The 26379-nt window shown below is 43.2% G+C and carries 21 protein-coding genes and 1 pseudogene; 15 read left to right on the top strand and 7 right to left on the bottom strand.

Annotated features, from left to right (window positions below):
• Nucleotides 1–44: 44 nt before the first annotated feature.
• Nucleotides 45–2147 (bottom strand): XrtA/PEP-CTERM system histidine kinase PrsK, encoded by a 2103-nt coding sequence (prsK, locus tag FCL47_RS15285; protein ID WP_136814397.1) that lies wholly within the window; start codon nucleotides 2145–2147, stop codon nucleotides 45–47.
• A 301-nt stretch (nucleotides 2148–2448) separates the two neighbouring features.
• On the opposite strand from prsK, the gene FCL47_RS15280 reads away from it, so the two are divergent.
• Together FCL47_RS15280 and FCL47_RS15275 are read left to right on the top strand one after the other, a co-directional pair.
• On the top strand, nucleotides 2449–4029 hold the full coding sequence (locus FCL47_RS15280) for a hypothetical protein (RefSeq protein ID WP_205747335.1): 1581 nt from the start codon (nucleotides 2449–2451) through the stop codon (nucleotides 4027–4029).
• Nucleotides 4030–4322: 293 nt separating this feature from the next.
• Entirely contained in the window at nucleotides 4323–5192 is an 870-nt protein-coding gene (locus tag FCL47_RS15275) for a polysaccharide biosynthesis tyrosine autokinase (RefSeq protein WP_136814395.1), read from the top strand.
• 44 nt (nucleotides 5193–5236) lie between these two features.
• Here FCL47_RS15275 and FCL47_RS15270 read toward each other — a convergent pair whose 3' ends face one another.
• Nucleotides 5237–5947, bottom strand: a complete 711-nt coding sequence (locus FCL47_RS15270; RefSeq protein WP_136814394.1) for a polysaccharide biosynthesis/export family protein — start codon at nucleotides 5945–5947, stop codon at nucleotides 5237–5239.
• A gap of 345 nt (nucleotides 5948–6292) precedes the next feature.
• On the opposite strand from FCL47_RS15270, the gene FCL47_RS15265 reads away from it, so the two are divergent.
• The 11 genes from FCL47_RS15265 to FCL47_RS15215 all read left to right on the top strand — a co-directional run bounded on the left by FCL47_RS15265 (nucleotide 6293) and on the right by FCL47_RS15215 (nucleotide 18020).
• Entirely contained in the window at nucleotides 6293–7006 is a 714-nt protein-coding gene (locus FCL47_RS15265; RefSeq protein ID WP_136814393.1) for a PEP-CTERM sorting domain-containing protein, read from the top strand.
• A 202-nt stretch (nucleotides 7007–7208) separates the two neighbouring features.
• Nucleotides 7209–8072, top strand: coding sequence for an exosortase/archaeosortase family protein (locus FCL47_RS15260; protein WP_136814392.1), 864 nt, complete (start codon nucleotides 7209–7211; stop codon nucleotides 8070–8072).
• A gap of 20 nt (nucleotides 8073–8092) precedes the next feature.
• On the top strand, nucleotides 8093–9721 hold the full coding sequence (locus FCL47_RS15255; protein ID WP_136814391.1) for an exopolysaccharide biosynthesis polyprenyl glycosylphosphotransferase: 1629 nt from the start codon (nucleotides 8093–8095) through the stop codon (nucleotides 9719–9721).
• 203 nt (nucleotides 9722–9924) lie between these two features.
• A complete protein-coding gene (locus FCL47_RS15250) occupies nucleotides 9925–11034 on the top strand; it encodes a DegT/DnrJ/EryC1/StrS aminotransferase family protein (RefSeq protein WP_136814390.1) in 1110 nt (369 codons plus the stop codon).
• A 149-nt stretch (nucleotides 11035–11183) separates the two neighbouring features.
• On the top strand, nucleotides 11184–11540 hold the full coding sequence (locus FCL47_RS15245; RefSeq protein ID WP_136814389.1) for a four helix bundle protein: 357 nt from the start codon (nucleotides 11184–11186) through the stop codon (nucleotides 11538–11540).
• A 78-nt stretch (nucleotides 11541–11618) separates the two neighbouring features.
• A complete protein-coding gene (locus FCL47_RS25445) occupies nucleotides 11619–12104 on the top strand; it encodes an acyltransferase (RefSeq protein ID WP_136814388.1) in 486 nt (161 codons plus the stop codon).
• Nucleotides 12101–12370, top strand: coding sequence for a hypothetical protein (locus FCL47_RS15235; RefSeq protein ID WP_136814387.1), 270 nt, complete (start codon nucleotides 12101–12103; stop codon nucleotides 12368–12370). The genes FCL47_RS25445 and FCL47_RS15235 overlap by 4 nt, the downstream gene beginning before the upstream one ends.
• 350 nt (nucleotides 12371–12720) lie before the next feature.
• Nucleotides 12721–12978 carry a hypothetical protein gene (locus FCL47_RS15230; protein WP_136814386.1) on the top strand — a complete coding sequence of 86 codons (258 nt, stop codon included), beginning with the start codon at nucleotides 12721–12723 and terminating at the stop codon, nucleotides 12976–12978.
• A 324-nt stretch (nucleotides 12979–13302) separates the two neighbouring features.
• Nucleotides 13303–15096 (top strand): right-handed parallel beta-helix repeat-containing protein, encoded by a 1794-nt coding sequence (locus FCL47_RS15225; RefSeq protein ID WP_136814385.1) that lies wholly within the window; start codon nucleotides 13303–13305, stop codon nucleotides 15094–15096.
• A gap of 25 nt (nucleotides 15097–15121) precedes the next feature.
• Nucleotides 15122–16510, top strand: coding sequence for a phenylacetate--CoA ligase family protein (locus tag FCL47_RS15220; protein ID WP_136814384.1), 1389 nt, complete (start codon nucleotides 15122–15124; stop codon nucleotides 16508–16510).
• A 40-nt stretch (nucleotides 16511–16550) separates the two neighbouring features.
• Nucleotides 16551–18020, top strand: coding sequence for an oligosaccharide flippase family protein (locus FCL47_RS15215; protein WP_136814383.1), 1470 nt, complete (start codon nucleotides 16551–16553; stop codon nucleotides 18018–18020).
• A 75-nt stretch (nucleotides 18021–18095) separates the two neighbouring features.
• Here the strand turns inward: FCL47_RS15215 and FCL47_RS15210 are convergent, their stop codons facing one another.
• From FCL47_RS15210 to FCL47_RS25675, 4 genes are all read right to left on the bottom strand, one after another.
• A complete protein-coding gene (locus tag FCL47_RS15210) occupies nucleotides 18096–18743 on the bottom strand; it encodes a CatB-related O-acetyltransferase (RefSeq protein WP_205747344.1) in 648 nt (215 codons plus the stop codon).
• Between the two features lie 123 nt (nucleotides 18744–18866).
• Nucleotides 18867–19823: a glycosyltransferase family 2 protein gene (locus tag FCL47_RS15205; RefSeq protein ID WP_136814381.1), complete on the bottom strand. Its 957-nt coding sequence runs from the start codon at nucleotides 19821–19823 to the stop codon at nucleotides 18867–18869.
• Between the two features lie 381 nt (nucleotides 19824–20204).
• Nucleotides 20205–22058 (bottom strand): asparagine synthase-related protein, encoded by a 1854-nt coding sequence (locus FCL47_RS15200; RefSeq protein WP_136814380.1) that lies wholly within the window; start codon nucleotides 22056–22058, stop codon nucleotides 20205–20207.
• 839 nt (nucleotides 22059–22897) lie between these two features.
• Complete coding sequence (locus tag FCL47_RS25675; protein WP_370459565.1) at nucleotides 22898–23404, bottom strand: IS1595 family transposase; 507 nt, start codon at nucleotides 23402–23404, stop codon at nucleotides 22898–22900.
• Between the two features lie 105 nt (nucleotides 23405–23509).
• Between FCL47_RS25675 and istA the strand changes: the two genes are divergently transcribed.
• Together istA and istB are read left to right on the top strand one after the other, a co-directional pair.
• Nucleotides 23510–25030, top strand: a complete 1521-nt coding sequence (gene istA / locus FCL47_RS15190) for an IS21 family transposase (protein WP_136814378.1) — start codon at nucleotides 23510–23512, stop codon at nucleotides 25028–25030.
• Nucleotides 25030–25788: an IS21-like element helper ATPase IstB gene (gene istB, locus FCL47_RS15185; RefSeq protein WP_136814377.1), complete on the top strand. Its 759-nt coding sequence runs from the start codon at nucleotides 25030–25032 to the stop codon at nucleotides 25786–25788. Before istA ends, istB begins: the two co-directional genes overlap by 1 nt.
• Before the next feature lie 346 nt (nucleotides 25789–26134).
• Here the strand turns inward: istB and FCL47_RS25110 are convergent.
• Nucleotides 26135–26379: pseudogene (locus tag FCL47_RS25110) on the bottom strand (IS1595 family transposase); the annotation flags it as partial.

Raw genomic sequence — 26379 nt, 5'->3', positions numbered from 1 at the left:
ATAAAATCCTCCAGGGCAGTTCCTGGGGGATTTTTTTTGTTAAATTATTCGACACCTCCTGCCAAAGGCAGCAGAATCACAAATTGTGCCCCACCGTCCGGATTGTTATCGGCGGAGATAGTGGCTTGAAGACTCGTTACCACTCTTTGCACCTGCCACAAACCTATTCCACTCCCTCCATCCTTGTTCGTTCTAAACGGTTCAAATAAAGCATCAGGCAGCAGCTCGATCGCGATTCCCGGGCCATTATCAATAATTTTCAGAGCAACTTGATGAGCGTCATCGTGCTTATCGGTTTCTAAGTGGATAAGCGTTCCCTCTCCTCCGGCCTCATAGGCATTAAGTAGCAGATTTTCCATTACTGAACCAAGAAGTTCCGGATCGCTCCGCACTTGTATTGTCTTTGCACCTGCAAAAGTGATCTGCAGAGATGGCAGTTTTTTCTTTATGCTACGGATACAGTTTCGTAAAAAAGCATTAAGTTCCAGATCTTGCCAGGAAGGTTTGATTTCGTCTTTTAATTTACTCAACCGCTGCTCGACCCTGCCCATTCTTTTTAGGGCATCATCGACTAATTCCAGCATATCCTGCTGAAACTCGGGCTCATGGATATGTGCCGGGGCGTTTTCCTGGAGCAAAGCGAGCATAGTGGCGGCATTTTTAATATCATGGAGGACAAAGGCCGACAGCCGGTGCCAGGCCTGTTGCTCCCTGGTATGAGCCATTTCTTCAGCCACTCGCAGCGCCAGCAGGGCTGCAGCTGTCTGACTGCCAAGGGCGGTAAGCAGATCAAAATCGTCATGCCCGTATTCCGCCCCGGTATACTCCGGGCCGAGACCAATAAAGCCGGTAAGCTGAGTGCCGATAGCCATTGGTACAATGATTTTCAGGCCCAGGGAGGAAAAAAAAGGCGCCGTGGCTTTTTTTACTTCCTGCCAGGACTCGTCCGGTTCCTGCTCATCGCTATTGAAATAAGCATGGCTGTGCAAGTAGTTGACCAGGGGATCGTTTGCACTAAGCAGAAATTCGTGGCGTTTGTTTTGCAGTTTTTCCGGGGTAAAGACCAGGGTATAGCCTTGGGAGGAATTGCCGGCTCCAAGCCAGATCATTATTTCCTTGGTATAGAGACAGCCGGCCAGGACTTCCCCAAGGGCTTTGACTACCTCGGCATCGCTCGCTGCTCCCTGGAGCTGCTGCAAAAGAGCCAGCCACTCATCCCGGTATTCGTATTTATTGGCATAAAAGTTCCTGCTGATAAAGAAATGGGTCCGGCGGCGAATTCGCCCGGAGCAGATAAAAAGTCCGACAGCAACAAACCCAAGAGCCACGAACAGCCACTTCAGGACAAAGAACATCTCCAGGCCGAAGGTCCGCATCAGCAGGGAGATTATGCCTAGAAACGTTAGATAGATAGCCAGCAGGGAGGGCACGACAAAGGTATAGACAACCCTGCGCGAGACAATGATCCTGCGTTGGAGCAACCGGTGATGAAACACCTCATAGGCTATCATGATCCAGCCGGAAAACAGCAGTAACGACAACAGCTGCAGATGTTTGGGCAATATGGTCAGATATGTCAGACGGTAGGAGCTGGCCCAGGCCATGGCGGCACAGACCAGATAGCTGCCGACCACGAGAAACCGATATTCCCAACGTCGTGCTTTGTCGAGCGATCGCCAGAACTGCTCCAGGCGCCAGGCAGAATAGAGCACTGCCGCCAGGACAAAGAGATTGAAAAAATAGATCAGGCTATCTGCCTGGAATAAAACGCCATTGTCGAAAACCAGAATGACCGAATGAAATGCCAGCAAGTACCCGGCTATGCTCATCGATACAGCTCCAAAAATAATTTCAGCCAGAAAATGGAGCCGTACATCACGAACAGAGTCCTGCGTCGCCTGTCGCATACGCAAGGCCAGCGAAAACCAGATCAGACCGAAGATGATTTCAGAAAAAAGGACCAGCTGCACGATCTGCAGTTCATAAGAATAGGCCAAAAAGAGATACTCACAGGCAAGAAGAGGCAAGACCAGAAGGGATTGGACCAGGGCGATAGAAAAGTACTTTTCACCACTGCCCTGGCGAAAGCCTAGAAGACCTGCGAGTAAGATCAATACATTCAGGGTGTAGAAAAAAGGTATAAGCATGATGCAATAGAAACGTTGGGGTGGATCTTGCCCCTGGAAGCGGGGAGGTGGCTTTCGCGCTCCCGAAGAAACTCTTCGGGTTGATAGTATACCCCAAGGGCCGACGCTATGCTCCTTCTGTCTGTTCTATAATATTCTTCTGCAAAAATATCGTCGCTAAAGATAATTGAGCCCATATGTACGCATTTCATCTTTCATTTGAAAAATAATGCTATTTCTTCTATGCTTTACCTTAGCTGACTTTCTCAGCTGGATAAATGATCGAAATTGAATAAGGGAGCAACCGGAAGAGATGGAAGAGATGCAAATGCAAGAGATGGCAACATCTCCGGTACCATTGATAGTACAATTGATTGACATTGCCGTCCGCCGAAAGGCGCTTCTGGCAAGTTGCATCCTCACTGCTTTAACAGTAGGGCTCAGTGTTTATCTTATCCAACCGAAAGTGTACCAGAGTGACAGTTTACTCAGTTATCAACAGCAAATGGTTAATACCGGGAGAATGTTGCCCGATGATAAATCAAAATTGCAGGATGTCGTCAGCACCTTAACCCAGATTGTCACCAGCAGGACCAGCCTTGAAAAGATTATTACCGATGAAAATTTGTACCAGACAGAAAGAGAAGTTCTTGCTATGGAAGATGTTATCGAAAAGATGCGCAAAGACATCAGGATAACTCCATCAAAAGACGGGGATACCTTTACCATATCTTATATGGGGGGTAATCCCGACAAAGTAGCCAGGGTTGTCAATGCTCTGGCAGCAAGATTCATTGGCGAAAACATGAAGTATCGTGAAGACAGAGCTTCTGAAACTTCAGCGTATACCCAGGAAGAATTGAACATGGCCAAGAAGATGCTCGACAGTAAAGAAGCGGTCATGCGCGATTACAAGCTCAAATATTTTAATGAAATGGCCGATCAGCGCGAGACCAATATGGCGCGATTAATTGCCCTGCAAAACAATTATCAAAGCCGGCAGGAGTCCATTCAGACCCAGGAACAGACATATGCCATGCTGCGTGATCAGATTGCTACCCGAAAAGAGCTGTTGGAAGCTAAACAGGCAAATCTTGCTTCTACCGCAGGCAATTCGGTGCAGATATTAAGCCCGGCGGAACAACTGGAGCAGCTGCGGGCCGAACTGCAACGCCTGGGACTGAAATATAAAAAAGAACACCCGAAAATCAAGAGCCTTGAGAACAAGATTGCCAGACTCGAACAATCCATCCAGACTGAACCAAAGTCTGCATCCTCCTCAAAAACGTACAGTGCTGATGATTTGACTGATAAAACCCTGGTAAGTTTACAGAACCAGCTCAAAGACATTAGTGCCAGTATCACGAATATCAGAAAAGAAAAGGAAGATATCCAAAAACAGATCGACCAGTATGACAAGTGGATTGCCGCGGCCCCTGTACGGGAGGCTGAGTGGTCTGCGCTGACCAGGGAATATGGGGAACTGAAACGCCATTATGATTTTCTTATGGGTCAGAATCTCCAGGCTGGATCAGCACTGAACCTTGAACGAAAGCAGCGGGGCAGTCAATTCAAGATTGAGGACTTTGCTCAGTCGCCGATCAAACCGGTCAAACCCAATTTCCTCAAGATTATGGGCCTTGTCCTGTTGCTGGGGTGCGGTGCCGGCGGGGCCGGGGCGCTCCTGCTCGAAAAATTAGACACTTCATTTCGATTTCCGGAACAACTCGATGCAGCTTTTCCCTTTGAGGTTCTCTGCTCCATTCCTCGATTGCCGCTGAAAAGAGAAATAGTCAGGCAGCGCATCTGGACAATTGTCGGGACGGCTTCTTTTCTTACCTGGGCAGTAGTCCTTGTTGCCGCACTTGGTATTCTCTGGAAGCAGGGACGGATTATTGTCTGAAGCACGGTTTCTTGCCATTCAATAGAAATAAACGTAAGCTTAATGAAGCGACTAAGAACAGTAGCCGCAGCCATGCGTCGTATTATTGAAAGCAATAATCTTGACAAACTCGTAAAAAAATCAAAATTGAGATGGTTAAGTAAAAAGCTTCATATTCGAGGCGTGTGAATTTCACTATTATTTCGGCGTACTAAGGTACGTCGTAATGATAGTGAAATTCGCTACAACGAAGAAGATGATGTGTTTTTACGACACCATCAACCTTGGGAAGAAAGAAGGATTAAAAGACCAACATGGCTAAAATTTCGGAAGTTCTCAAAAAAGCTCAGTACGATCAGGATTTCGAACGGCAGGTAGCTGAGAGAAAAATACAACAACTAAAGCAATATCCAGCAGAACCAATTCCAGTCTCCAGCCAGGAAAAAGTTACCCCGCAGCATCAACGAGGCAATAGTCAGAGTGGTAAATGGGACGAACGTCTTTACCAGGCAGTCAACGATGACAGCTATCTGCCGGAGGTGTTTAAGACGCTCAGATCACGTATCCTTCATCCTCTGGATGGCAGGACGATGCCAAAAACCATTATGATAACTTCTGCTCTTCCCAAAGAGGGCAAGAGTTTTGTAACGGCTAATCTGGGCATATCACTGGCCCGCGGGTTGGATCAACATGCCTTGCTGGTTGATTGTGATTTGCGTAAGCCGGCAATGGCAAAGATGTTTGGGCTGAACAACAGCCGGGGGCTGGTTGATTACCTGCTGGATGAGGCCGCCTTACCCGAGCTGATCGCCAAAATTGCAATCAAATCATTGTCGGTATTGCCGAGTGGCAAACCGCCCGCCAATCCTGCCGAACTGCTCGGTTCAACCCGGATGGCTGCATTGGTTGAGGAATTATCCAGCAGGTATGAGGATCGAATTATTATTTTCGACACTCCGCCGCTGCTGGTAGCCGCGGAGTCGAGTGTGCTTGCCGGACAGGTCGATGCGGTGATCCTGGTCGTCCGCCAGAGCTGCTCAGGCAGGGCCCAGATTCAGAAAATTGTCAATATAATCGGCGAAGAACGGATACTGGGTGTGGTCTTTAACGATCAATATATCAATCCCCTGCAGGAGTCGATCATCAAAGGCTACGGTTCTTATTATGGCGGCTATTACGAGTAGGAATGCACCTGCAATTCTGGCCGCTTTTGACCGGGGCACCTCGTTCAATCGATAATGATAATATCGCCGGAGCGGACAAAAATATTTTGATCGAGGGCCTTGCCGGCGATGAAATCGGCATAGTCAAATTTCAGGGTATTGTTCTTAAAGAGTGGGGCGTCCTCTTTGCTGACATTTTTTCGGACAACGGTAATCTCCCGACCGGCCCACTCGTCAAATCCACCAGCCTGGGCAACCACCTGGACCAGGGTCATTGGATGCTCAAGTTTGAAAATTCCGGGTTTCAGGACTTTGCCCATAACCGTATAGTTCAGGCTGTTGCTTTGGACTAGAGTGGTGATGACAATAGGGTTGTCGTAGATTTTAGAGTAGAGTTTTTTGAGATAGTCGGCGAGTTCTGCAAGGGTCAGGCCGGAAACTTCCACATCGCCAATATCTTTCAGCGATATCCGGCCATCCATCATCACCTGGATGCCCGGTTGAGTTCCCCCTGCACCTTCACCTGGCTGTTTCATTGCTGCGGTTGCTGACATATCTCCTTCCTCGTACAAGCCTACGGAAAGGATGTCGCCAATGCCGATAACATATGCCTGCTCACGCTGCATTTTTTTTCCATCGGCTCCGAGTATTTCCTTCAGTGCGGAATCTTTTTGTTGAGCCGAAACGGGAACATCTACCGTTGACTGCGCGGCAAACGCCACCATGTTGCCACCCATCATAAGCAGGCAAGAGAAAAATATCAGTATTCGTAACATAATCAACTCCTTCCAAAGATGTTAACTTTTAACTAACTTTTCCTTATTAACCATATCTGCAGATTTTTGTCACTAATTGATCAAGTCGGAACAGGGCCCTCAAAACTGTTCGCAGGCACTCTTAGCGCAATCAATCCTACTCCATATTTCCGCAACATTTTTCCGTTATTCAGGAAAAAATCCTTGCCCTTTCCATATTTTCGCTGACCGCCTCAATGAAAAAAACCTAATTTCAATAAGTTAAAAAATTGCCCTGGCGTTGTCTTTTTTGGCTCGTAAAATGCAAAAGCCAGTGTCTAGAAATGTAAACCAGTTAGGTCAACACAAATCAACAAGGAGTGAGTTATGAAGAAACAGTTTTTGGCGGCGGTCTCATTGCTGGCCCTTTTTTTTCCGTTAACGGCCCTGGCAGCTTTTATTGGTACCGGTACTCTGACAATCGATCCAAAATATCCTACAGTTACTGGGACTAATTATTTAGGCGATTATGAAGTTACGGCTTATACGAAAGGAGATGGTGGGGAGATACAGTTTGATCAGCTTCCATCAGAGACCTTTTGCATATCACATGATGATTTGAATCCATATACTGATGTATTCGGTTTTTATTCTGTCACTGACAAAATGGATGCTGAGACAGCAAAGCTTGTCACATGGATAGCCGACTGGGCTACAAAGACAACTGTTTATGAAAATAATCCTGCAGCTGATATTAAAACATTAGGGCAAGGAGCAATATGGGAGATCCTTGGCGTCCTCAAAACTGCAAACTATAGAACTATTTTTACAGATGATACGTATGGGGTTTTGGCAGATGGGACGTACGGGGTATTGGCAAAAAACGGTGATAATGGGTTATGGGAACGTGCAGGGGATAATGGATTATATGTTAATCAATGGCTAGTGGCCGTTAACCCAACAGATGGAGCCTTAGGTAATGGTGGTAATCAAGACTACCTGGTGAAAGCAAAAGCCGTCCCCGAACCAGCCACCACGCTTCTTATTGGCTTTGGGATATTCGGGCTGGCTGCGATGCGCAGGAAAAAAATAGTTGCTTAATTTTCCGGCAAATCGGAAACACGAGGCAGGGCTTAACGGCTCTGCCTTTTTTTTTCCGCAAAATATTCAGTACCAATAAATCTCTAACTAACGATATCAAAATTGTGATACAGTAATTTTATTGACATGTTGGACCCTCCTTGACTCTTGGTTGGCTCCTGCATCTCTCAAGTCAGAGAAAAGAGGGTGGGTTCATATAAAAATGATAAAAAATAGTATATCTTCAGACGGACGAGGCCGTTTATTTATCCGTTTTTTAATCTTTGTCCTCATCCTCTCCGGCCTTGGGATAACTTTCTATCGTCCTGCCTTAGTGACTGTATTCTCAGCAGTCCTGCAGCGAAACGACAGTTCCATCGGGCTTTTTGTTCCAATCTTCTCTGGATATATACTGTGGCGTAGATTTGCCGAAATAAAACAATTGCCACTTCAAGCCAATTGGTTGTCTGGTCTACTCGTCACCCTGACAGGTATTATTCTTTTTTTTCTCAGCAAATATACAGAGTACTTCCTGATCCTTGCGGTTCTGTCATTGCTTTGTATATCCGGAGGACTAATACTCCTGCTTTTTGGAAGCGCGATATTTAAGAAAACTGCTTTCCCTCTGTTTTTTCTTGTGACCATGACACCGATCCCACTGGCAATTTATGCCGCAATTGCTGAGCAGATTCGTCTGAGCAGCACATGGGGTGCAGTTAAGATCGCAAGATTTCTGGGAGTGGAACTTTACCGGGACGATTTTTATATTCATTTATCACAAACAACTCTATTCGTGGCCGATAGTTGCAGTGGAATACGGTACTTCTTTTCTTATTTTGTCTGCCTCCTTTTTTATGCTGCAGGCTTCAAGCAAACTATGGTTGGTCGCCTGGTAGTGATGCTCGGGTTCATCCCCCTGGCTCTTCTTGCCGGTATGGTTCGGATTGCAACCATTATTCTTGCTGCACATTATATAAGTCCGACCTTGGCAGAATATAGGCCCCATGTTGTTATAAGCTGGAGCGTTTTCCTCGTCTTTTTAGTGGGATTTGTTTCCCTTGACCGGTACCTGTCTAAGGCCAGATAATTACCCATAAGTAATTGTTAATGAAAAATAAATTATCAGCATCCGATGGTTATAATCTCATTTTACTAGCAGCTGATCTAGCTGTGGCAGCTGGAGCCTTCTCTCTAGGGCTGTGGCTGACAGGATGGAGTTTTTTTCTATGGCGCGATATCGAAGCGACAATCGGTTTTATCGTCCTGAGCCTGGTAACTATTTCGTTTTTTCAGAGCTATCGCCTCTATAATTACCATTTCCTTTATTCGCGAAAAGAACATATAAAAAATTTGCTTAAAGCTTCTGGATGGTCTTTTCTGACTCTTGGCCTTATAGTTTTTTTCCTTAATAGTTCTACTCTGCTGGAGACGAACTTTTCACTCTTTCTCATAACATTACTATGCGGGGCAATTGTATGTCTGTTTCTCAGTAGATATTTTTGGAGCCATTTGCTCGATTTCCTGATGGCTTTTGGTATGGCCGTTTTCTTTTTCGGAATAACCGGTTTGGTTTGCAAAAATGGTATACCGGTTTGCATGACGAATGAATTTGTTATTTTTATTTGTTTCTTGCTCGCTTCTATTCTGTTGATAATAAATAGACTCTTTCTGGTCCATATTGTTTTTTTCAAATGGCTGAGACGACGTTTTAGGAGACAGATTGTCATAATAGGCTCCGATAGTGATGTGGCTAACATAACGAGTCACATCGTTGCCAACAATGCACCTTTTTGGGTTGTCGGAACCCTGGGAGTGCAAGCGAACCGCGATCTTAAATTCACTCGATTCAAGAAAAATTTTATCAAGGAGCAATTGGGAAGCATCGACAATCTTCCAGATATAGTAAAAAAATATAACATTGATGACATTATCATCACTGATGAAAGCATCGATAAAACGGGCCTGTTCTCCATACTTGATTACTGTACTTCAGCTGGAATCAATGCATGGTTCTCGCCAAAGCTGCTGCCGATCATTAAGATGAAATTGTCTCTCGAGAACTTTTCCGGCATGCCTATGATTTTGCTTTGCTCCCAGAAACACAGCGGATTGTTTAATCGAGTGAAATATTGTTTTGATGTACTGATATCGCTGCCTCTTCTTCTTTTATTGTCACCGCTATTACTCTTCATTGCCGTGGCCATCAAACGTGATTCACCAGGACCTGTTTTATACCGGTTTCTGGCGATAGGTGAGAATGGAGTGACTTATACGATGAACAAGTTTCGTTCCATGAGGGTAGAGTCGGACAATAAAATTCATAAAGACTACGTAACGCAACTTATAAAAGGAGAGATCGATAATAACGGGAGTGAAAAAACTCCACTCAAAATTGTCGACGATCCAAGGGTCACCAGGGTTGGCAGATTGATACGAAAGTTCAGCATGGATGAGTTGCCGCAATTGATCAATGTCTTGCTCGGTTCTATGAGCCTTGTTGGACCGAGACCATGCCTGCCTTACGAGTTTGAGATATACAATGATTGGCATAAGAAACGCACGTCCGTTCGACCTGGAATTACCGGTCTTTGGCAGGTAACCGGGCGGAGCGAAGTTACATTTGAGGACATGATCCTCCTGGATTTATACTACATATACAACAGGAACCTCGTACTGGATTTTAATATCCTTTTTGAAACCATTTTTGTGGTTCTCGAAAAAAAAGGAGCATATTGACGCTAGGGGCGTGAAGGCGTAAGGCGTAAAGGTGTAAGGGTTTAAAGGCGCAAAGGCTTAAAAAGGCGTAAAGGTGCAAGCCCCTAAGCCCCTAAGCCCTAAGCCTTATGCCCTTACGCCCTGAGCCCTTACGCCCTGAGCCCTTACGCCCTAAACCCCTAAACCCTTAAGCCCTTACTTCAACCTTTAAAGTGAAAATTAACATGACCATCCCATTCCTAAACTTAACTGCCCAATACGAAACAATAAAAGATGAAATCGCCACGGCCTTACAGGAAGTTATAAGCAACACCTCCTTTGCCGGTGGCCCCCAGGTGAAAAGATTCGAAGAGAATTTTGCCAGCTTCTGCCAATGCGATCATGCCATAGGCGTCGGCAGTGGTACAGACGCCCTCTGGATGGCTCTCATAGGCCTGGATATCGGCAAAGGCGATGAGGTAATTACTTCCCCAGGGACATTTATTGCTACGGCGGAAGCGATAAGCTTCTGTGGGGCTACACCGGTATTTGTTGATATCGATGAACAAACCTACAATATAGATCCCTCGCTTATAGAAGCCGCCATTACCCCCAAAACAAAAGCCATTATCCCGGTCCATCTTTTTGGCCAGACGGCTGATGTAGATCCTATCCTGGACATAGCCCGCAGACATAACCTTGTGGTCATCGAAGACGCATGTCAGGCCCATAACGCAGAATACAAAGGCCGCCCAGCAGGTTCGCTTGGAGATGCCGGTTGTTTCAGCTTTTATCCTGGAAAAAACCTCGGCGCATATGGCGAGGCAGGAGCTGTGATCACCAATAACCAGGAACTTGCCGATAAAATGCGCATGTTTCGCGACCACGGCCAAAGAAAAAAATACTATCACGCAATAATAGGCTGGAATACCCGCATGGATGGCTTCCAAGGCGCAGTTCTTGATGTAAAGCTGCCCCATCTCCCTGCCTGGACCGATGCCAGACGCAGCAGAGCCAAACTTTACAATGAACTCCTGACAGAGATACCGGAGATAACCATTCCATTAGAAGCAGATTACGCAAAACATGTCTACCACGTCTATGCAATCCGCACAAAAAATCGAGACGAGCTGATTAAAGACCTCTCCGAGCAGGGCATAACCTGCGGCATCCACTATCCCGTCCCGCTCCACCTGCAAGAGGCATATCAATTCTTAGGCTACAACCAGGGAGATTTCCCCATCGCTGAAAAATGCGCCCAGGAATTCGTCTCGTTGCCGATGTTTCCGGAACTGGAGGAAGAAAGTATTCAATACGTAGCGGAAAAAATCAAAGAGGCAGTAAAAAAGGCGTAAAGGCATACGGGCTTAAAGGCGTAAGGCCTAAGGCGCAAGGTCCTTTCGCCCTAAGCCATTACGCCATACGCCTCTAAGCCCGAAGCCTTTTGTGCCCCTAAGCCCTTTACGCCACTAAACCCTAAACCTTTACGCCCTCTACCACCCCCATGGGAAATTTTCAAAAACTAACAGTATGGCAAAAAGCAAAAGAACTAGCCGTACACATTTACAAACTAACCAATAATGGCAAACTAGCGAATGACTACGGCCTGAAAGATCAAATCCGACGTGCAGCAATCTCAATTCCCAGTAACATTGCCGAGGGAGACGAACTAGATACAGATAAGCAGTCAATACGACATTTCTACTACGCAAAAGGTTCCACAGCAGAACTACTAACGCAATCACTCATAGCATTTGAAATCAGCTACATTGACAAAAAAACATATGAGGACATAGAAAAAGAATGTAAAATAATCTCCTCAATGCTAATGCGCCTAATCCAAGCAAGAAGAAAAACCTAAGCCTTTGAGCCTTAAGCCCCTTAAGCCCCTTAACCCCCTAAGCCATTAAGCCCTTGCGCCTTTGAGCCTTTAACTCCCATGCCAAAAAACAACCCAAACAATCAAATCGCCCCAGACGTAAAACTAGGCAAAAACGTAACCATCGCCCCCTACACCAACCTCTACGGCTGCACAATTGGCGATGAAACAAAAATAGGCCCATTCGTCGAAATTCAAAAAAACGCCACAATCGGAAAACGTTGCAAAATCCAAAGCCACACCTTCATCTGTGAAGGCGTCTCAATCGAAGATGAAGTTATGGTCGGACACGGTGTTATGTTTATTAACGATCTCGATCCCGCGGCAGTCAACACAGACGGATCGCTTAAGACCGAGGCTGACTGGAAATGCATACCAACCTTTATTAAGAAAAGAGCATCTATCGGATCAAATGCGACTATTCTTTGCGGAGTGACTATTGGAGAAGGGGCGCTCGTTGGAGCAGGTGCAGTTGTGACTAAAGATGTACCGCCAAATATGGTGGTGGTGGGTAATCCGGCTCGCATCCTGAAAGTACGTAAATGAAGGTCAGAAAGAAGAAAAGGAAGTTAGCATATGGTGCCCTGGGAATTACAGCTATTGTTTTTAGCCTTTTCGGCTATTGGCTGAAAAGTAACATCGGTATCGATTATTTTGAGAAGTTCACACTCAGTAAATTTTTCCCTTTTAAATATCTTATCGAACATAACGTCATTGACGTTCCGGTACCAGGCATCCTTTTGGACGATTCATTCGATTCTTTTTCACTTTTGGGCAATTGGACTCCTTTGTGGTTGCTGGAAAAAGGCTGAATAACAATTTTAAAGGAAGGTTTTGTTGGAGTCGACGCAATGGCTGCCGAAAATGTAACTCCAAATACAATTGTGGTTAATAATCTGAACGGATTTTTGGAAAAATGTCCATAGTCGTGCCTGTAGAAGCTCTGGAAAAGATCTCCATATTGAGAAAACTGCAACTATCTTGCTTAAATTTTATACTCGTCACTCTGTCAGCTTATTTGAGGAAAAGTCATATCAGTATCAACATTTTCCCCTTTAGCTACCTTGTTTTATTTATAGTTATTGAAAACTGACCGGGCCTCACATTTTAGACGATACTTTCGATTCCTTTTTAATTCTCTGGTAACTGGTTATCCTTATGGATGCTGGAAAATGATAAAGTAAACAAAGATATTGACAGAAAAGATATAGATAATTCCTATTGCCTTCTTTTTAAGAGAAGTAGTAATAAAACTGGGTATTTGTCACGTGAAAATATTCTCAAAGAGAAGCGAGGAGATGTATTAATTTTGCAAGTAGCTATTAAACTATATGTTGAAAATGGAAGTGGAATAGGTGAATTTCGATCTGATAATATGGGTTTTAGAAAGACTACCTTCCCCAAAAAAGATGTGCATTGATGTGCTATTCAAATTAAAAACTTGTGCAACATGGAACGGTGCATGCATGTTGATGTGGCATTAGTGCGTAACCCTATATCCAATCCTGAAGGCAAATATCAGAGAAGCGTTGTGGGCAATTGGATAGAATCCATTTTCTGGTGGATTGCTTAAAAATGAGCTGGCAAAATCAAGGAGTTTTCGAGTTCAAAATTGTCGGATAATTTACCGGTCTTTTTAGCCGCATTTTTTTGGCTATTTTGCTTGTCGAGCACAGTACAGAAGACATGGTAAGTGCCAGGTTTTTAGTTGTTTTTCAAAATTATGTAAGCAAAGGAAAAAATCATGATTATCAAAAGATATCAGACTCTGTTGATTACGTTTTGTCTTGGCGTTAGCCTATTTTCAGTTAGCATTTCTGCGGCGGTTGGCGGTACTTTCTATATCGATTACTTAAATGGTAACGATTATAATGATGGAACATCTATATTAACACCATGGAAACATTGCCCAGGAGACATAAATGCTATTGGAAATCCAGCTACAAAAACATTTACAGGAGGTGATGCAGTAATTTTCAAGGGTGGTGTTTCATATGCAGGTGAAATTTTAGTTCACTCTGGCACGAGTACTGATCGTCGTGTTGTATACGATGGGAACACTACAGGGGCTTGGGGGAGTGGTCAGGCAATTATAGATGGTAATGCCCAATTCTATCACGCGTTCAACGCAAAACAAGTCAGCCATGTAACGATTCGTGGTTTTGAAATTATTAATGTTAAGAATACTTATAATTCATCTAGTTTAATTAATGGATCTGCCCAGAATGGATATGCAAAGGTTTACCGCTCTGGTCAATGCCAAAGTGCGAAGTATAATGGTAGTAATTCGATTTATGACATGGGTGCGATAAGACTTTATCGACAATGTGATGATATAATAATTGAAGAGAATAAAATACATGGATCTGAAAATTGGGATGATGGGTGCTGCGTTGGTGCAGAATCAGATGGTGACTCATCGACTATCGCCCCCAACGGAATAGCGAGTCAGATAGGTATTGAGGTCTATGATGGCAATACAAATATTACTATTCAAAACAATGAAGTATATGCAGCGGGTAAGTTTGCAATAAGGGTTTGGCGTGGCTCGAATATTAAAATTTTGAACAATGATATAGGCGGAAAAGATTCCGGGGAGCAGGAGGGGCATTTTTCTGTAGCATTCTCAATCACAGGAGGTGTTGGCGGGGTTACTATGAGTGGGAATACCGTTCATGATGGTTGGCAACTTCAAGGAGATGAAAACTACGGTCGTTGTCATTCAGGAAATTGGTTTCATATTTATGGAAACAATAATAATCTCTTAGACGAGAAGGATGATCCGCATGACATTGTCATTGAGAAGAATTTTATTTACTCGGATAGGGAATTTCAGTGTGCAAACGGTTCTGGGCTAGGGCAGTTTGAAGACGATACCTATAATATTACAGTGAGAAATAACATAGTAGTTAACCCGTTTGGCAGGGGATTTTCTGTACCAGAGGCAAGTAACGTCCAATTCCTTGGGAACACTTTTATTTTTTATGATACTTCCGGAACTGGATGTAACGTTGTGGGAACAACTGCTTTGTATTTTGGCAGTCAACTAGATACGGCCTATATAAGACATACCATCAAAGACAATATTTTTGTGCAGATGAATAAAAATTCAGCGGTGAGTGCTATCTATTATGACAACTCAATAACACCATCAATGATGCCAATTGTTGACAACAATCTTTATTATCGAACTAATGTGGAAAGTAGTGTCATCAGATATGGAACAGCTAATTTTACTTTGGCTGAGTGGCAAAAATATGCATCAACGAACTTCGACAATCAGGATGCTAAATCACGCAGCGGAGATCCGAAGTTTCTGAATTTGCCTGTTTCGGGTGCTAACGTAAGTTCAGGAAACTACCGCTTAACAAAAGATTCAACAGATGCAATAATGAAAGGGGAACCCAACAACTTACTTATTGAGGATTTTGTGAGGACTCTACGTCCACTCCAATCACCAATCGACATAGGGGCCTATCAATACAGTGGGATCACTGGAGGGCTTAGTCGTCCTTCCGACTTCAAGGTGGTTCAATAAATAGTGTAATAGAGGGCTGGATATTATGGCAAAGATTCACCCAAAAAGTTTCCAAGCAATAGTCAGTTTATTTTATCGAATAAATGGTTTGGATGTCTTTGGCATGTATAGATGGTTATTAGAGATGCAGTCGTGGTCTTCTCAGAAGCGAAGTGAATGGCGTCTTAAGAGATTGGAGGAAATTATTGAATTTGCATGGAATCATGTTCCTTTTTATCGTGAGTATTGGGGGGATCATGGAGTGCAATATACTAAAATCAGAAGTCTTGAGGATCTTCAAAGATACCCTGTCCTTACAAAAGATGTGTTTCGTGCAAATGCTTCTCAAGTCAGCGCAGATAACTTACACTCAATAAAACATCGAAAATGGCATACTGGTGGCACAACCGGACAGCCTGTTCACTATAATCGAGATTTGGAGCAATGGACCCTCGCTGAAGCTTTTCATCTATGGGGGTGGTCGCAAACCGGGTATGTTTTTGGAGACCCAGTTGGGGTTATTGCAGGAGGGTCACTAGTCCCTGAAAGGATGTCTTTTGAAGCACGAATCCGTTCTAAGTTGCACCGGCGGCTTTTTTTATATGGAGTTGTTATGTCTCCTGCCTTAGCAAGGGATTATTATCATCGTCTTCGTAAACATAATGCAAAGTTTTTGTATGGTTACCCTTCAGTGTTGTATCTTTTTGGCAAACATCTTTCGGAGCTTGGCCTGGTTTATGATGGACTCAAAGCAATTGTCACTACAGCGGAGATGCTTTTACCACAATACCGGGATGGCATAGAACACTACTTCAATTGTCCTGTTTTCAACAATCTTGGTTGCAACGACGGAGGGTATGAGTCTTATGAGTGTTCACTTCATGATGGACTTCACTATAATGACCTTCAATCAGTTCTTGAAGTCGATAATACTGATTGCGAAGGGCAAGGTCGCCTGATTATAACCAATTTATGGAACAGATCGACACCTTTTATTCGCTATGAAAATGGCGACTTAGTGACGCTTGGTGACGAGTTGTGCTCCTGTGATTCTTCGTTTCCTTTGATTTCTTCTGTGGAAGGACGAACGGCTGATATATTAACCTTTTCTAACGGCCAATCAATTTCTGGACCAGCGCTTACTCTTTTGTTTGGTTCTATGGAAATCGACGGTTGGCAAGTCGTGCAAACCGGTCCAAACAAGATGGAGGTGAGAATATGCTGTCGCGGAGTGATGCAACCGCAATATGTTGAACATATTCATAACATTCTCGGGAAGCATCTCTCCAATGAAGTGGATGTAAATATCAAGAAAGTGATCGAATTGGAAAAAACTAGTGGAGGAAAAAGAAAACCGATTTGGTCAGAATACGATATTTATGAAAAAAATGAGGTAAGTGGACCAGGTAAAACTGATAATTGTACATCAAATTAGATCAACTATGCATGTTGTGATGGGGATGGTGTAACGAATAATGGACCTCAGGAGGAAGTTATTTAGAGGAGTAGCAGTTTTAGGCCTCTCCCAGGTTGTAAGCCAAGGTTGCTCAGTAGTGCGGAATATTCTTATTGCGCGGATAGTGAGCCCAGCTGATTTTGGTATTTCTGCCATCTTTGTTATGGTGGTGTCGTTTATTCAAATGATGACCAACTTTTCCCCGGGTGTTTTACTTGTACAGGCTGCGGACGGTAATGAACCACGTTTTCAGCAGACTGCTCAATTTGTCCTGTTTCTACGTGGTATGCTGGGTGCTACAGTAATAGTTATTTCTGCTCCATTTCTATCGTATCTTTTTAATATTCCTGATGCCACCGGGGCATTTTATGCTTTGGCGTTAGTCCCTCTCTTTAATGGTTTTTGTCACATGGACCAGAAAAGAATTGAAAGGAATATGCGTTTTGGGCCAGGGGCATCAATTGAAATGGGTACTCAGTTGATTGTTCTGCTCCTCGCATGGCCCATCGGTAAATGGTACGGTGATTATCGGGCCATGCTGGCCTTGCTTCTCATAAAACAATTTCTTTCTATGGTTGGGACTCAGTTGGTTGCAGAGAGAAAATATCGGTGGAACAGGGACACGCAGAACCTTAAGCGTTTTTGGTCCTTTGGGGCGCCGTTGCTCGTAAATGGACTGTTAATGTTTGGCATCTTACAGGGAGATCGTTTTATCATGGGGGCGGCAAAGAAGCTATTTGGTAGCGGATATGATATGACTCATGTCGGTTATTACTCGGCGGCCTTTATGTTAGTGATGAGCCCTGTGATGATGGTGGGCAAGATTAGCTCTTCTCTGGCGCTACCTGTGTTGTCAAAGCTGCAAGGTTCTCAAACTGTCTTTGAGGAAAAAGCCAGCTTCTATAATGAGGTTATGGCTTTACTTGCCAGTGTATTTGGAGGCATTTTTATTATTTCTGGAGACAAATTACTCCTCTTGGTTTATGGAGAAACTTATCGTCCTGCGGCAGTGCTAATGGTTTGGCTGACTGTTTTATGGGCAATCAGGTTGTTGCGAATGGTGCCGGCAAATATTACCATTGCGATGGGCCAAACAAAAACTCTTATGTACACAAATATCATTCGGTTTTTGTCAATAGCCGGTATTGTCCCTGTTGTAGTTCATGAAATGGATTTCGTTTGGGTCGCCATTGTTGGGGCCTTGGGAGAAGCAGCAGCATACCTTATTAACTTGCTTTTGAACAAATTGCATGTCGGTATTCCGTTTTCCTGGTCTTTGCGACCAATGAGTCTGTTCGTGATTTCTCTGGTTGCTGCAAATATGTTCAGGATGGCTTTATTTCAAATAAATTGCAACGCCTCGTGGTTGGTCATTGGCCTTGCTCTTTTATTATTCAATTTATTGTTATTGTTTCTTTTTAGGAGTGTTATTTTAAGAGAACTTAAATATTTGAAACAATTTAGCAATAAATTAAAATTCTTGAAGTAGGTTGAGATCGGTAGTATGTAACTTCCAATACCACCAAATTTTGAACGCCCAAAGCTAGTTTTAGAGATTCTTGTATCACTGTTTTTTATTATTGAATACTTCACGAACTGACCTCAGATCATCAACGTTTGACGACGCAAATTTTATAAAGTTATCGATATCTTCATGTGCCAAATAGGGGGCAGCTTTCAAAACATTTTCATGTGGCCAATCCCACCATTTTATTGAGAGCAATTTTTCAATAATCTCTGGTTTGAACCGGTAACGAATAATCTTTGCAGGATTTCCTATCACAATTGCGTAGGATGGTATATCTTTCGTCACCACTGCATCCATACCGATTACAGCACCGTCTCCAATAGTGGCACCAGATAAAATGCGAGCCCCATAACACAACCAAACATCATTACCTATAACAACATCACCACGGTGCCGAGGGAATCCCGTAAGATGATTGCATTCTTCAAAAAACACGGAAAATGGATAGGTGGTGACAAAATCTGTCCGGTGATCACCAACTAAGACGATTTCAACATTTGGACCTATTGAGCAATACTTTCCTATTCGTAATTTGCCATGTGTTCTTCCTAAAAACACATTTGGAGTTCCGTATGTCCACTCACCAATATCAAATTTGCTAAACTTAGGATTCGATGCCAGGTATCTATTTTTTTGGGATATAAATCTATTTCGAATTGTTCTCCAAAAAAGAGAATTAAACATATTAAATTTTTGTCTTAACAATTTTATAAGTCCTTTTTTGATACATTTTTTGCATATTATCTTGTCTGTTCAATAGGGTAGTTTATTTGCCGCCGCCGACTAAAAAATGTATTTATTAATAAATCAATCGGGAATATCGGGTTTTGCAAGAAAGATACTCCATTTAAATATAAGCCAATTCTTAGCAATGCGACGTTCCCATATTTGCATCGAATTACGTTTAAGTAATAAAGCAAAGATAATTGCTGTAATACTGATTGACATACGGAGTAGACTTCCAATAAACATATAGAAACGGTAGCGCAATGCCCCAAATCGATGGTATTCTTTTTCAATATATTTTTCGAAGGAATTGCACTGCATCAAAGTAGAGAATCCTTTCGGTGCTTTTCTGGAACATGCTCCCTGGTTATGCACCACTTCAGTTTCTGCGAGATAATAAAGTTCCCAACCTGCTTCAACAATTCTCTTGGAGAGTTCACCGTCTTCACAATACATAAAGAAACGTTCATCAAATCCATTGAGTTTTATTAATATTTCCCGTCGTATGGTGAAACAAGCCCCGGAAAGTTTCACTACCTCACCTGAAATTGAAGGATTTTTTTGAGGCAGATGAATACCGATAGCTTTCATTATTTTGCTGTTAATGGCAAAAAGCTTTATAAACTCGAGAAATGGAGAGGGAAATTGCTGAATCATTAAAGGGTGCACTTGACCATCAATACCTTTTATTTTACACCCTACTCCCCCAACAGTAGGATGTTGGCTAAAAAAATGGACAATAGTGCTCAGTGTGTTTTTTGCGACAGATACATCCGGATTTAAAAACATCACCAAGTCCCCTAAAGATTTTTTAAGTCCAAGATTACAAGCTTTTCCAAAACCAAGGTTTTTATCTGAACAAACAAGCTCAACTTCCGGGTGACCTCTTTTCACCAGCGCAACACTATTGTCTTTAGAGGCATTATCGACTACAATTACTTGAATTTTTAAATTTTGTCTGGCATTCATTATCGATTGTAAACAAGCAGAAATAAATTCTTCACCATTCCAGTTTACCGTGATAATTGTTAAGTCCATATATTATCCCTAGATTAGAAATTAACTCTGCATTTTATGCTGAAACGGTCCAAAAAAGAAAATACTGATACTTTTCAGTATACCGTAGGTTGGTTTAATTCTACTGGATTCTTTAGTTTTGCGTGCCTTTATAAAAGTCTCTAGTATCAATAATTCCATTCAGAAAGCAATTTGTCGGCCTGTTGATTAGATTTAGGCTTTTTGAAATTTAAAAATTTAATAAAAAGGAACTTATTACTTATTTTATTTCAAAACATACCTGAATTAGCAGATCTATTTATATAATATTTTCGAAAACCAATATTATATAAAATCGCCGCTTGAATCTGAACGACAAACAACTTGTATAATCCGTATAAGAATTGAAACACAATTAAAACGTTAGTCGTTGAGGATCCATTCAGTTATTATTCCGATACTTACAATTCGTTCCAGATCATACTGAGCGGAAACATCTCCATCGTCAAGTGACTTCAAAATATTATGAATCTTACTTTGTTCAAATATTTCTTGAGGAAAAAGTGATTGGTTTGAAATAATTGATTCAATTTTCGTCCGCCAATTCGGAGCCTTTCTATATAAATAGGCTTTAGAGGGCCACGAACCTTCATTTCTGTGTTCCTTATTTTTCATAAATCTGCTCACCCTACCAACCCAAGGCCGTGCCTGTTGGGCCAATCGATGAAGAGAAGGATGCCAACCGAGCGGGAGCAAGGTGTTACTGTTAATCAATTTGGCAACACCTGGGTTTAGCTTTTTTATAAGGTCACTACCGAAATTGCTGCGGTTGCGTATTGACGATGGTAAAATTTCAATAAGCTCATGCATTTGTAAATCAAACATTAGATTACGTTCTCGTGCAGCTGACCTCACATCTAAAAGCATTTCATACGTGGGAAGGCAATTTGCATTTTGCCACCGAAAAAATTGATCCATAATAATTAAACTATCTGTAGAACAATCAAGGAGATATCTAAACCTAGTAACAATGTCTTTATTTAATTCATGAACGGCAGCCTCACGAAACTCAGGCTTTAGTAGATTAAGCGTTCGCGCCTTATTCTTTGGAGTATAAAGTGGAAGCATTAAAGAATTGAAATTCCGTAAAAACTCACGGCTATGCCAAAGGTTTACTGCAGATGCTGGCATCCTCGAAAATAGTTTACTAAAGGCTTCGGATAAATCACCCACTAGAAAGGTGTCCACTCCGTGGTTTTGATACATTTTATGACATGCTTCACGAAAGTGTGCATGAGTCCAACTATACACTCCGTTGGATTCATAAACAGCATTCTGTAAACTGCGCAAATACCAATCTTGGTCCCTTATTATAATCTCATGTGGAAGTGCAAAATATGTAGCTACCTTTTTCGCGACCCTTGTCTCAATGTTCTGGGAGTCACTCAGCGTGATCAAAACGGGCTTAATGCCAGCAGATATAAGGGCAGTGAGAATCAATCGAGAGTCAACACCTCCACTTAAGAAAAGACCAATTTTTTGATTGCTCTCAATTAAATTATCTGCAGCATTAACCAGCCTATTTGCAACAATTTCAACCCATTCTTTTCTGTGACGTTTTTCAGGGGAGTGCTTAAAACTATAATATGCATGAACACATGGTGTGGACTCCACAGACAGTATCGTAAACGTTCCCTCTTTCACTTTATTTATATCTTGGAAAAGACAATTAGAGGGTTCGACTTGTGTTCCATATAATAAAAACGATGCAACGCCCCCAGGGCTAAATGCTACTTTTCTTCGACTTTGTGCGATAGCCACTGAATGAGAAGAAACCAACAAACTCTCTCCACTGGTTGAATACCATAACGGCCTTGATCCCACCCTATCCGTTGCTGCATACACTCGTCTATTATGACAATCAATAACAGTTATTGTAAATGAGCCAGACAAATTAGTTACAAGTTTCTTCAGTCGGTCAATCCCTCTTTCACTATCGAATAATTCTCCGATTCTTATACAATTATCAATTTGCGTTTTTCCTCTTTGAAATCCAGGCCCACTCGAAATATAACCATTTAAAATAATATAATAACCGGCATAACTCTTTATACAATTTACATCCCCTATAGGTGCCGACCAAGTCCTTAGTGTAACACCTTTAGAAAGTTTTTTACTTTCAGATGATATGTCAGGGTATTCTGGAAGTTTTATACTGCAGAGAGTTGAATGATTGTCACTGGTTATCTCTATTATAAAGCCATTTGCAGCTATCATATTATCCTTACATAACCCTTTAATATAAAAGTTAGCGCGTGCGATGGTCGCAATTCATTGAATGAAGCTCTGGCCAAATTTTGTAACTTCTTCTCCAACAATCGAGCTCAAAGATGTCAGGAGCTGCTTAGTCATTCCAATTTAAAAACAAAAAATGTGGAGAATCCATAAAAATAGTACCATAGGAAATATGAACAACACTATACTATACTGTCATTAAATATTTTATACTTTTTGACTACCAAGTAAGGCAAGCCTTGTTGAGCTTGTTTCAGTTTATTAGACGACTGTGGACACATCCATGAAACAATAGTTACCGGATGAGGCAGAAATATGACGAATATTCGGTCGATTACATGGCCCAATATCATCATCGGTAATGTGAAGAATTCGATTCGTAGCAAATATCAACATATCATAGTGTCAGTAAAAAACATTTCTGATTATGCACATCACTCAGCCACTTTCAGCAACCGCGCTGAGGTGCGGGCGTGGTTCTAAAGGCGATGTAGGCAAATCGTTTATCATTTGTTTTAAGTCTTAGCGTCGGTTGAATCGGTAGCAAAACTCAGCGAGGTAGCGTGGAAAATGTTTTTTACTGATTGTCTGAAATTCCCTTGCAAAACGGTCTTAACGTTGTCAGTGATGGTGTTTACTCATTTAAATTCAGGCATTTTAACACTTTCAGGATTACCACCGGTTATAAAGACAATATGCTCATGATCGCTCTTCTTAAAAGCAGTCAAGCATTCGAGACCATCGGTCATCACATTTCTGGTCGGAATAAGATATCCCAAGCTTTGCCTTGAATTTTAGAAATGATAATCTGATTACCCCTCTTACTCCGCAAGCTTTAATAGGCGCAGGGGTCTAGGCTTCGTATTGGCTGCATACTTAATCAAATTTCCTATCATTGCACCTATATAGAACCTGTTATTAAATCGAAAACAAAATTCAGCCAGGTAACGAGGTAAATGCTTTGAGCTTATAGAATGATATGTTCCATGAAGAGCCCTCTTTACGTTGCTGATCATGGTGTTGACCCAGTGAAAGATCCTGTTGTCAGGATTCTCGTAAATTCCAGAGGTTTTGATTTTGCCATGAAAAGCTACGAGATCGGATAAGCAATTAAAGGGATTGAAAGCATCAGAAATAACCACCGCATCTGGATGAAGGTGCTTCTGAGACCAAAATGTTACCTCAGATGAGTTGAAGGCGTTTATTTTACTCATCCTCATATGAATAGGGTGGCCTTGTTCGTTACGTGAAACGGCAGCAAGGAACGGTGTTTTACCTGGCGCTCCTCGACCTCGTTTACCACCACTCTTCTTGCCGCCCCAGTACACGTCTATTATGTGACAATTAACTTGGCCGGTAGATGACAACTATCTTGTCCGGTTCCAGCTGGTATAGTCCGACCCAAAAACAATTCACTCCCCCGGAGGTTTTTGGTGTCAGGCAATCGGTTAATTTCAGAACAGGTCAAGTTATACATGGAAGAACGCAAGGTAGGAAAAAGTCAGGAGTCAGCGGCAGCCAAGGCCGGAATGTCTGAGCGGTCCGGTCGCAGGATCGAGAAGGGTGAGCTTCAGGCGGATAGCCGTTCAAAAAGGTATTGGCGAACCCGAAGAGACCCTTTTGTTGATGTCTGGACAGAGGAGATAGAACCATTGCTCCGTACGAACTGTCAGTTGTCGCCGATAACACTCTTTGATAAGCTGCAGAAAGACCATCCCGGCGAATATCAAGACAGTAAACTGCGGACATTCCAGCGTCGAGTAAGCGAATGGAAGGCCCTGTACGGCGCGGATAAGGATGTGCTGTTTCGGCAGGAGCAGGTAGCTGGCAGGATGGGGCTTTCTGATTTCACAAAATTAAAAGAAGTGACAATTACCATCCAGGGCCAACCGTTTACCCATTTGCTGTATCATTTTCGTTTGGCTTTCAGTGGTTGGTGTTCAGTAAATATCGTCCATGGTGGCGAGTCTTACACCGCACTGGCCGAAGGCCTCCAGGATGCTCTCTGGCGGTTGGGCGGAGTTCCCCGTGAACATCGCAGTGACAGCCTGTCAGCAGCGTATCGCAATTTGGCAAAAGATGCCGTGCAGGATGTAACCCTGCGCTATGAAGAGCTTTGCGGGTATTACGGCATGGAGCCGACCCGCAATAACCGTGGTGAAGGTCATGAAAATGGGGCAATTGAATCACTTCACGGCCATCTGAAAAAGCGTATTCACCAGGCCTTGCTGCTCCGTGATTCCTCTGATTTTTCTTCAGAATCAGCGTATGCCGATTTTCTTGCCGGCATTGTCCGAGATATCAACGTACACAAAAAAGACAAGGTAGAGGAAGAACGTCTGCACTTGCATTCCCTTCCTCTGCACCGTACCGCCGATTACACTGAACAGGTGGTGCGGGTCAGCACATCGAGTACCATCCAGGTGAAACGTGTTTTGTACACGGTACCGTCCCGTCTGATTGGCGAATCGCTTCGTGTGCATATCTACGATAACCGACTGGCTATCTACCTTGGAGCGACTCATACGGTTACCTTGGCTCGAGTTTTTGCCTCTGACCATAATCATCGAGCCCGACAGGTGGACTACCGTCATGTCATTGCTGGCCTTGAACGGAAACCGCAAGCCTTCAGATATTCGCAACTTCGCGACGATTTGCTGCCCAATGAGATGTATAAATCTTTGTGGGCCTGGCTTGACGGGGAAATGGAGCCCCGTAAGGCCTGTAAGACAATGGTTGGCATCCTGGCCTTGGCCGCCAGGGCAGATTGCGAACAGCAGCTGGGAGAGTATCTTCAGACAACGATGGTGCGCAACATAGTCCCCAGTCTGCTCCAGTTACAGCATAAATTCGACAAGAAAAGGAAAAACATCCCGGATGTTGCCGTGCAACAGCCACTGCCGTCAAGCTATGATAAGCTGCTGAAAAATGCCAGTCCGCTGGAGGTGCACTGATGGTTCAGACGGCGAGTTTGCCTGTTTTACTGAAGCAATTGAAACTATCGGGCATGGCTGGGCTCTGGGAGAATTATTTAGACCAGGCATTGCAGAAAGGATGGAATCCGGCGCAGTATCTTACCGCCTTATGCGAAGAAGAGGTAAACCAACGCTATAGCCGCCGCATAGCCGGTTACTTTAAAGAAGCAAAACTTCCGGTTGGCAAGACGCTTTCTTCTTTTGATTTTCGCTGCCTGCCGGATATTGAAGCGGGAAAGATCGAGGCGATGGCTTCTGATACAGGCTGGGTGAAGCGGGCGGAAAACATTCTTTTTTTTGGACCAAGCGGTGCTGGGAAGAGCCACTTGACCGCCGCCATCTGCAACGGGCTTATCGAACGGGGCACGAGAGTACGTTACTACCAGGCGACAGCACTCGTGCAGGAACTGCAACGGGCCCGTAATGAGCTCCAGTTGGAACGACTTTTGGCCAGGCTGGACAGGTATGCGATTCTCGTTTTGGACGACATCGGCTACGTTAGAAAGAGCGAGGCTGAAACCCATGTCCTTTTTGAACTTATTGCTCATCGATATGAAACCGGCAGTATGATTATCACTGCCAACCATTCTTTCAATAACTGGGATCAGATATTTTCCGATACCACAATGACTGTCGCGGCCATCGACAGGCTTGTGCATCATGCAAGCATCATTGAAATTGACGCTGATAGCTTCAGGAAAAAAGAGGCCATGGCACGTAACCACAAGCTATCATAACCGAGGATAACGCATGACAGTGCCGCAAAATCGCTCCAGTAAAAGACCGATCCTCCGACGAGCATTTTGGGGGCCCATTCTCGGAACGGTCTTTTACTTCCGCTTCCCTCGGAAGTAAATCGACCAGATTAACGGGCAGAATGGTTTTGTTGAGCATCGCCAAATAGGAACCTCAAGGACAGGACGACTACAACAGTCCATCGATTGTCAACTATTGGTCCATCTGAAAAGTCACTGAAATGGAGCAGAAAAACTAGAAAAATTAGCAGGAAAAAAGCAAAGAAAACCGGCAACCTAAAACCGGACAAGATAATTGTCGCGAACCGGACAAAGTAATTGACATCTGATACACGTCAACCAGTTCAATGAAGCCTTCAAGGACAAGTTGATCATCAGCATTCTTCATCACGTGCTGCAGCTTGTGTTTCATTTTAAAAGCTGCATTGACTGATATGCCCAGGAACCGGCGCAAACTAAGGGCGGACATTCCTTCTTTGGCTTGCGTTATGAGATAGATTGCCAGAAACCACGTAGTAAGAGACAATTTTGATGAGTCAAAAATGGTGCTACTGGTAATCGAGCACTGATGTC

The organism is Desulfopila sp. IMCC35006, from assembly GCF_005116645.1.
Classification (GTDB): Bacteria; Desulfobacterota; Desulfobulbia; order Desulfobulbales; family Desulfocapsaceae; genus Desulforhopalus_A.
Note: the sequence above shows the minus strand (reverse complement) of the source record. Positions and strands in the feature narration are given on the sequence as shown.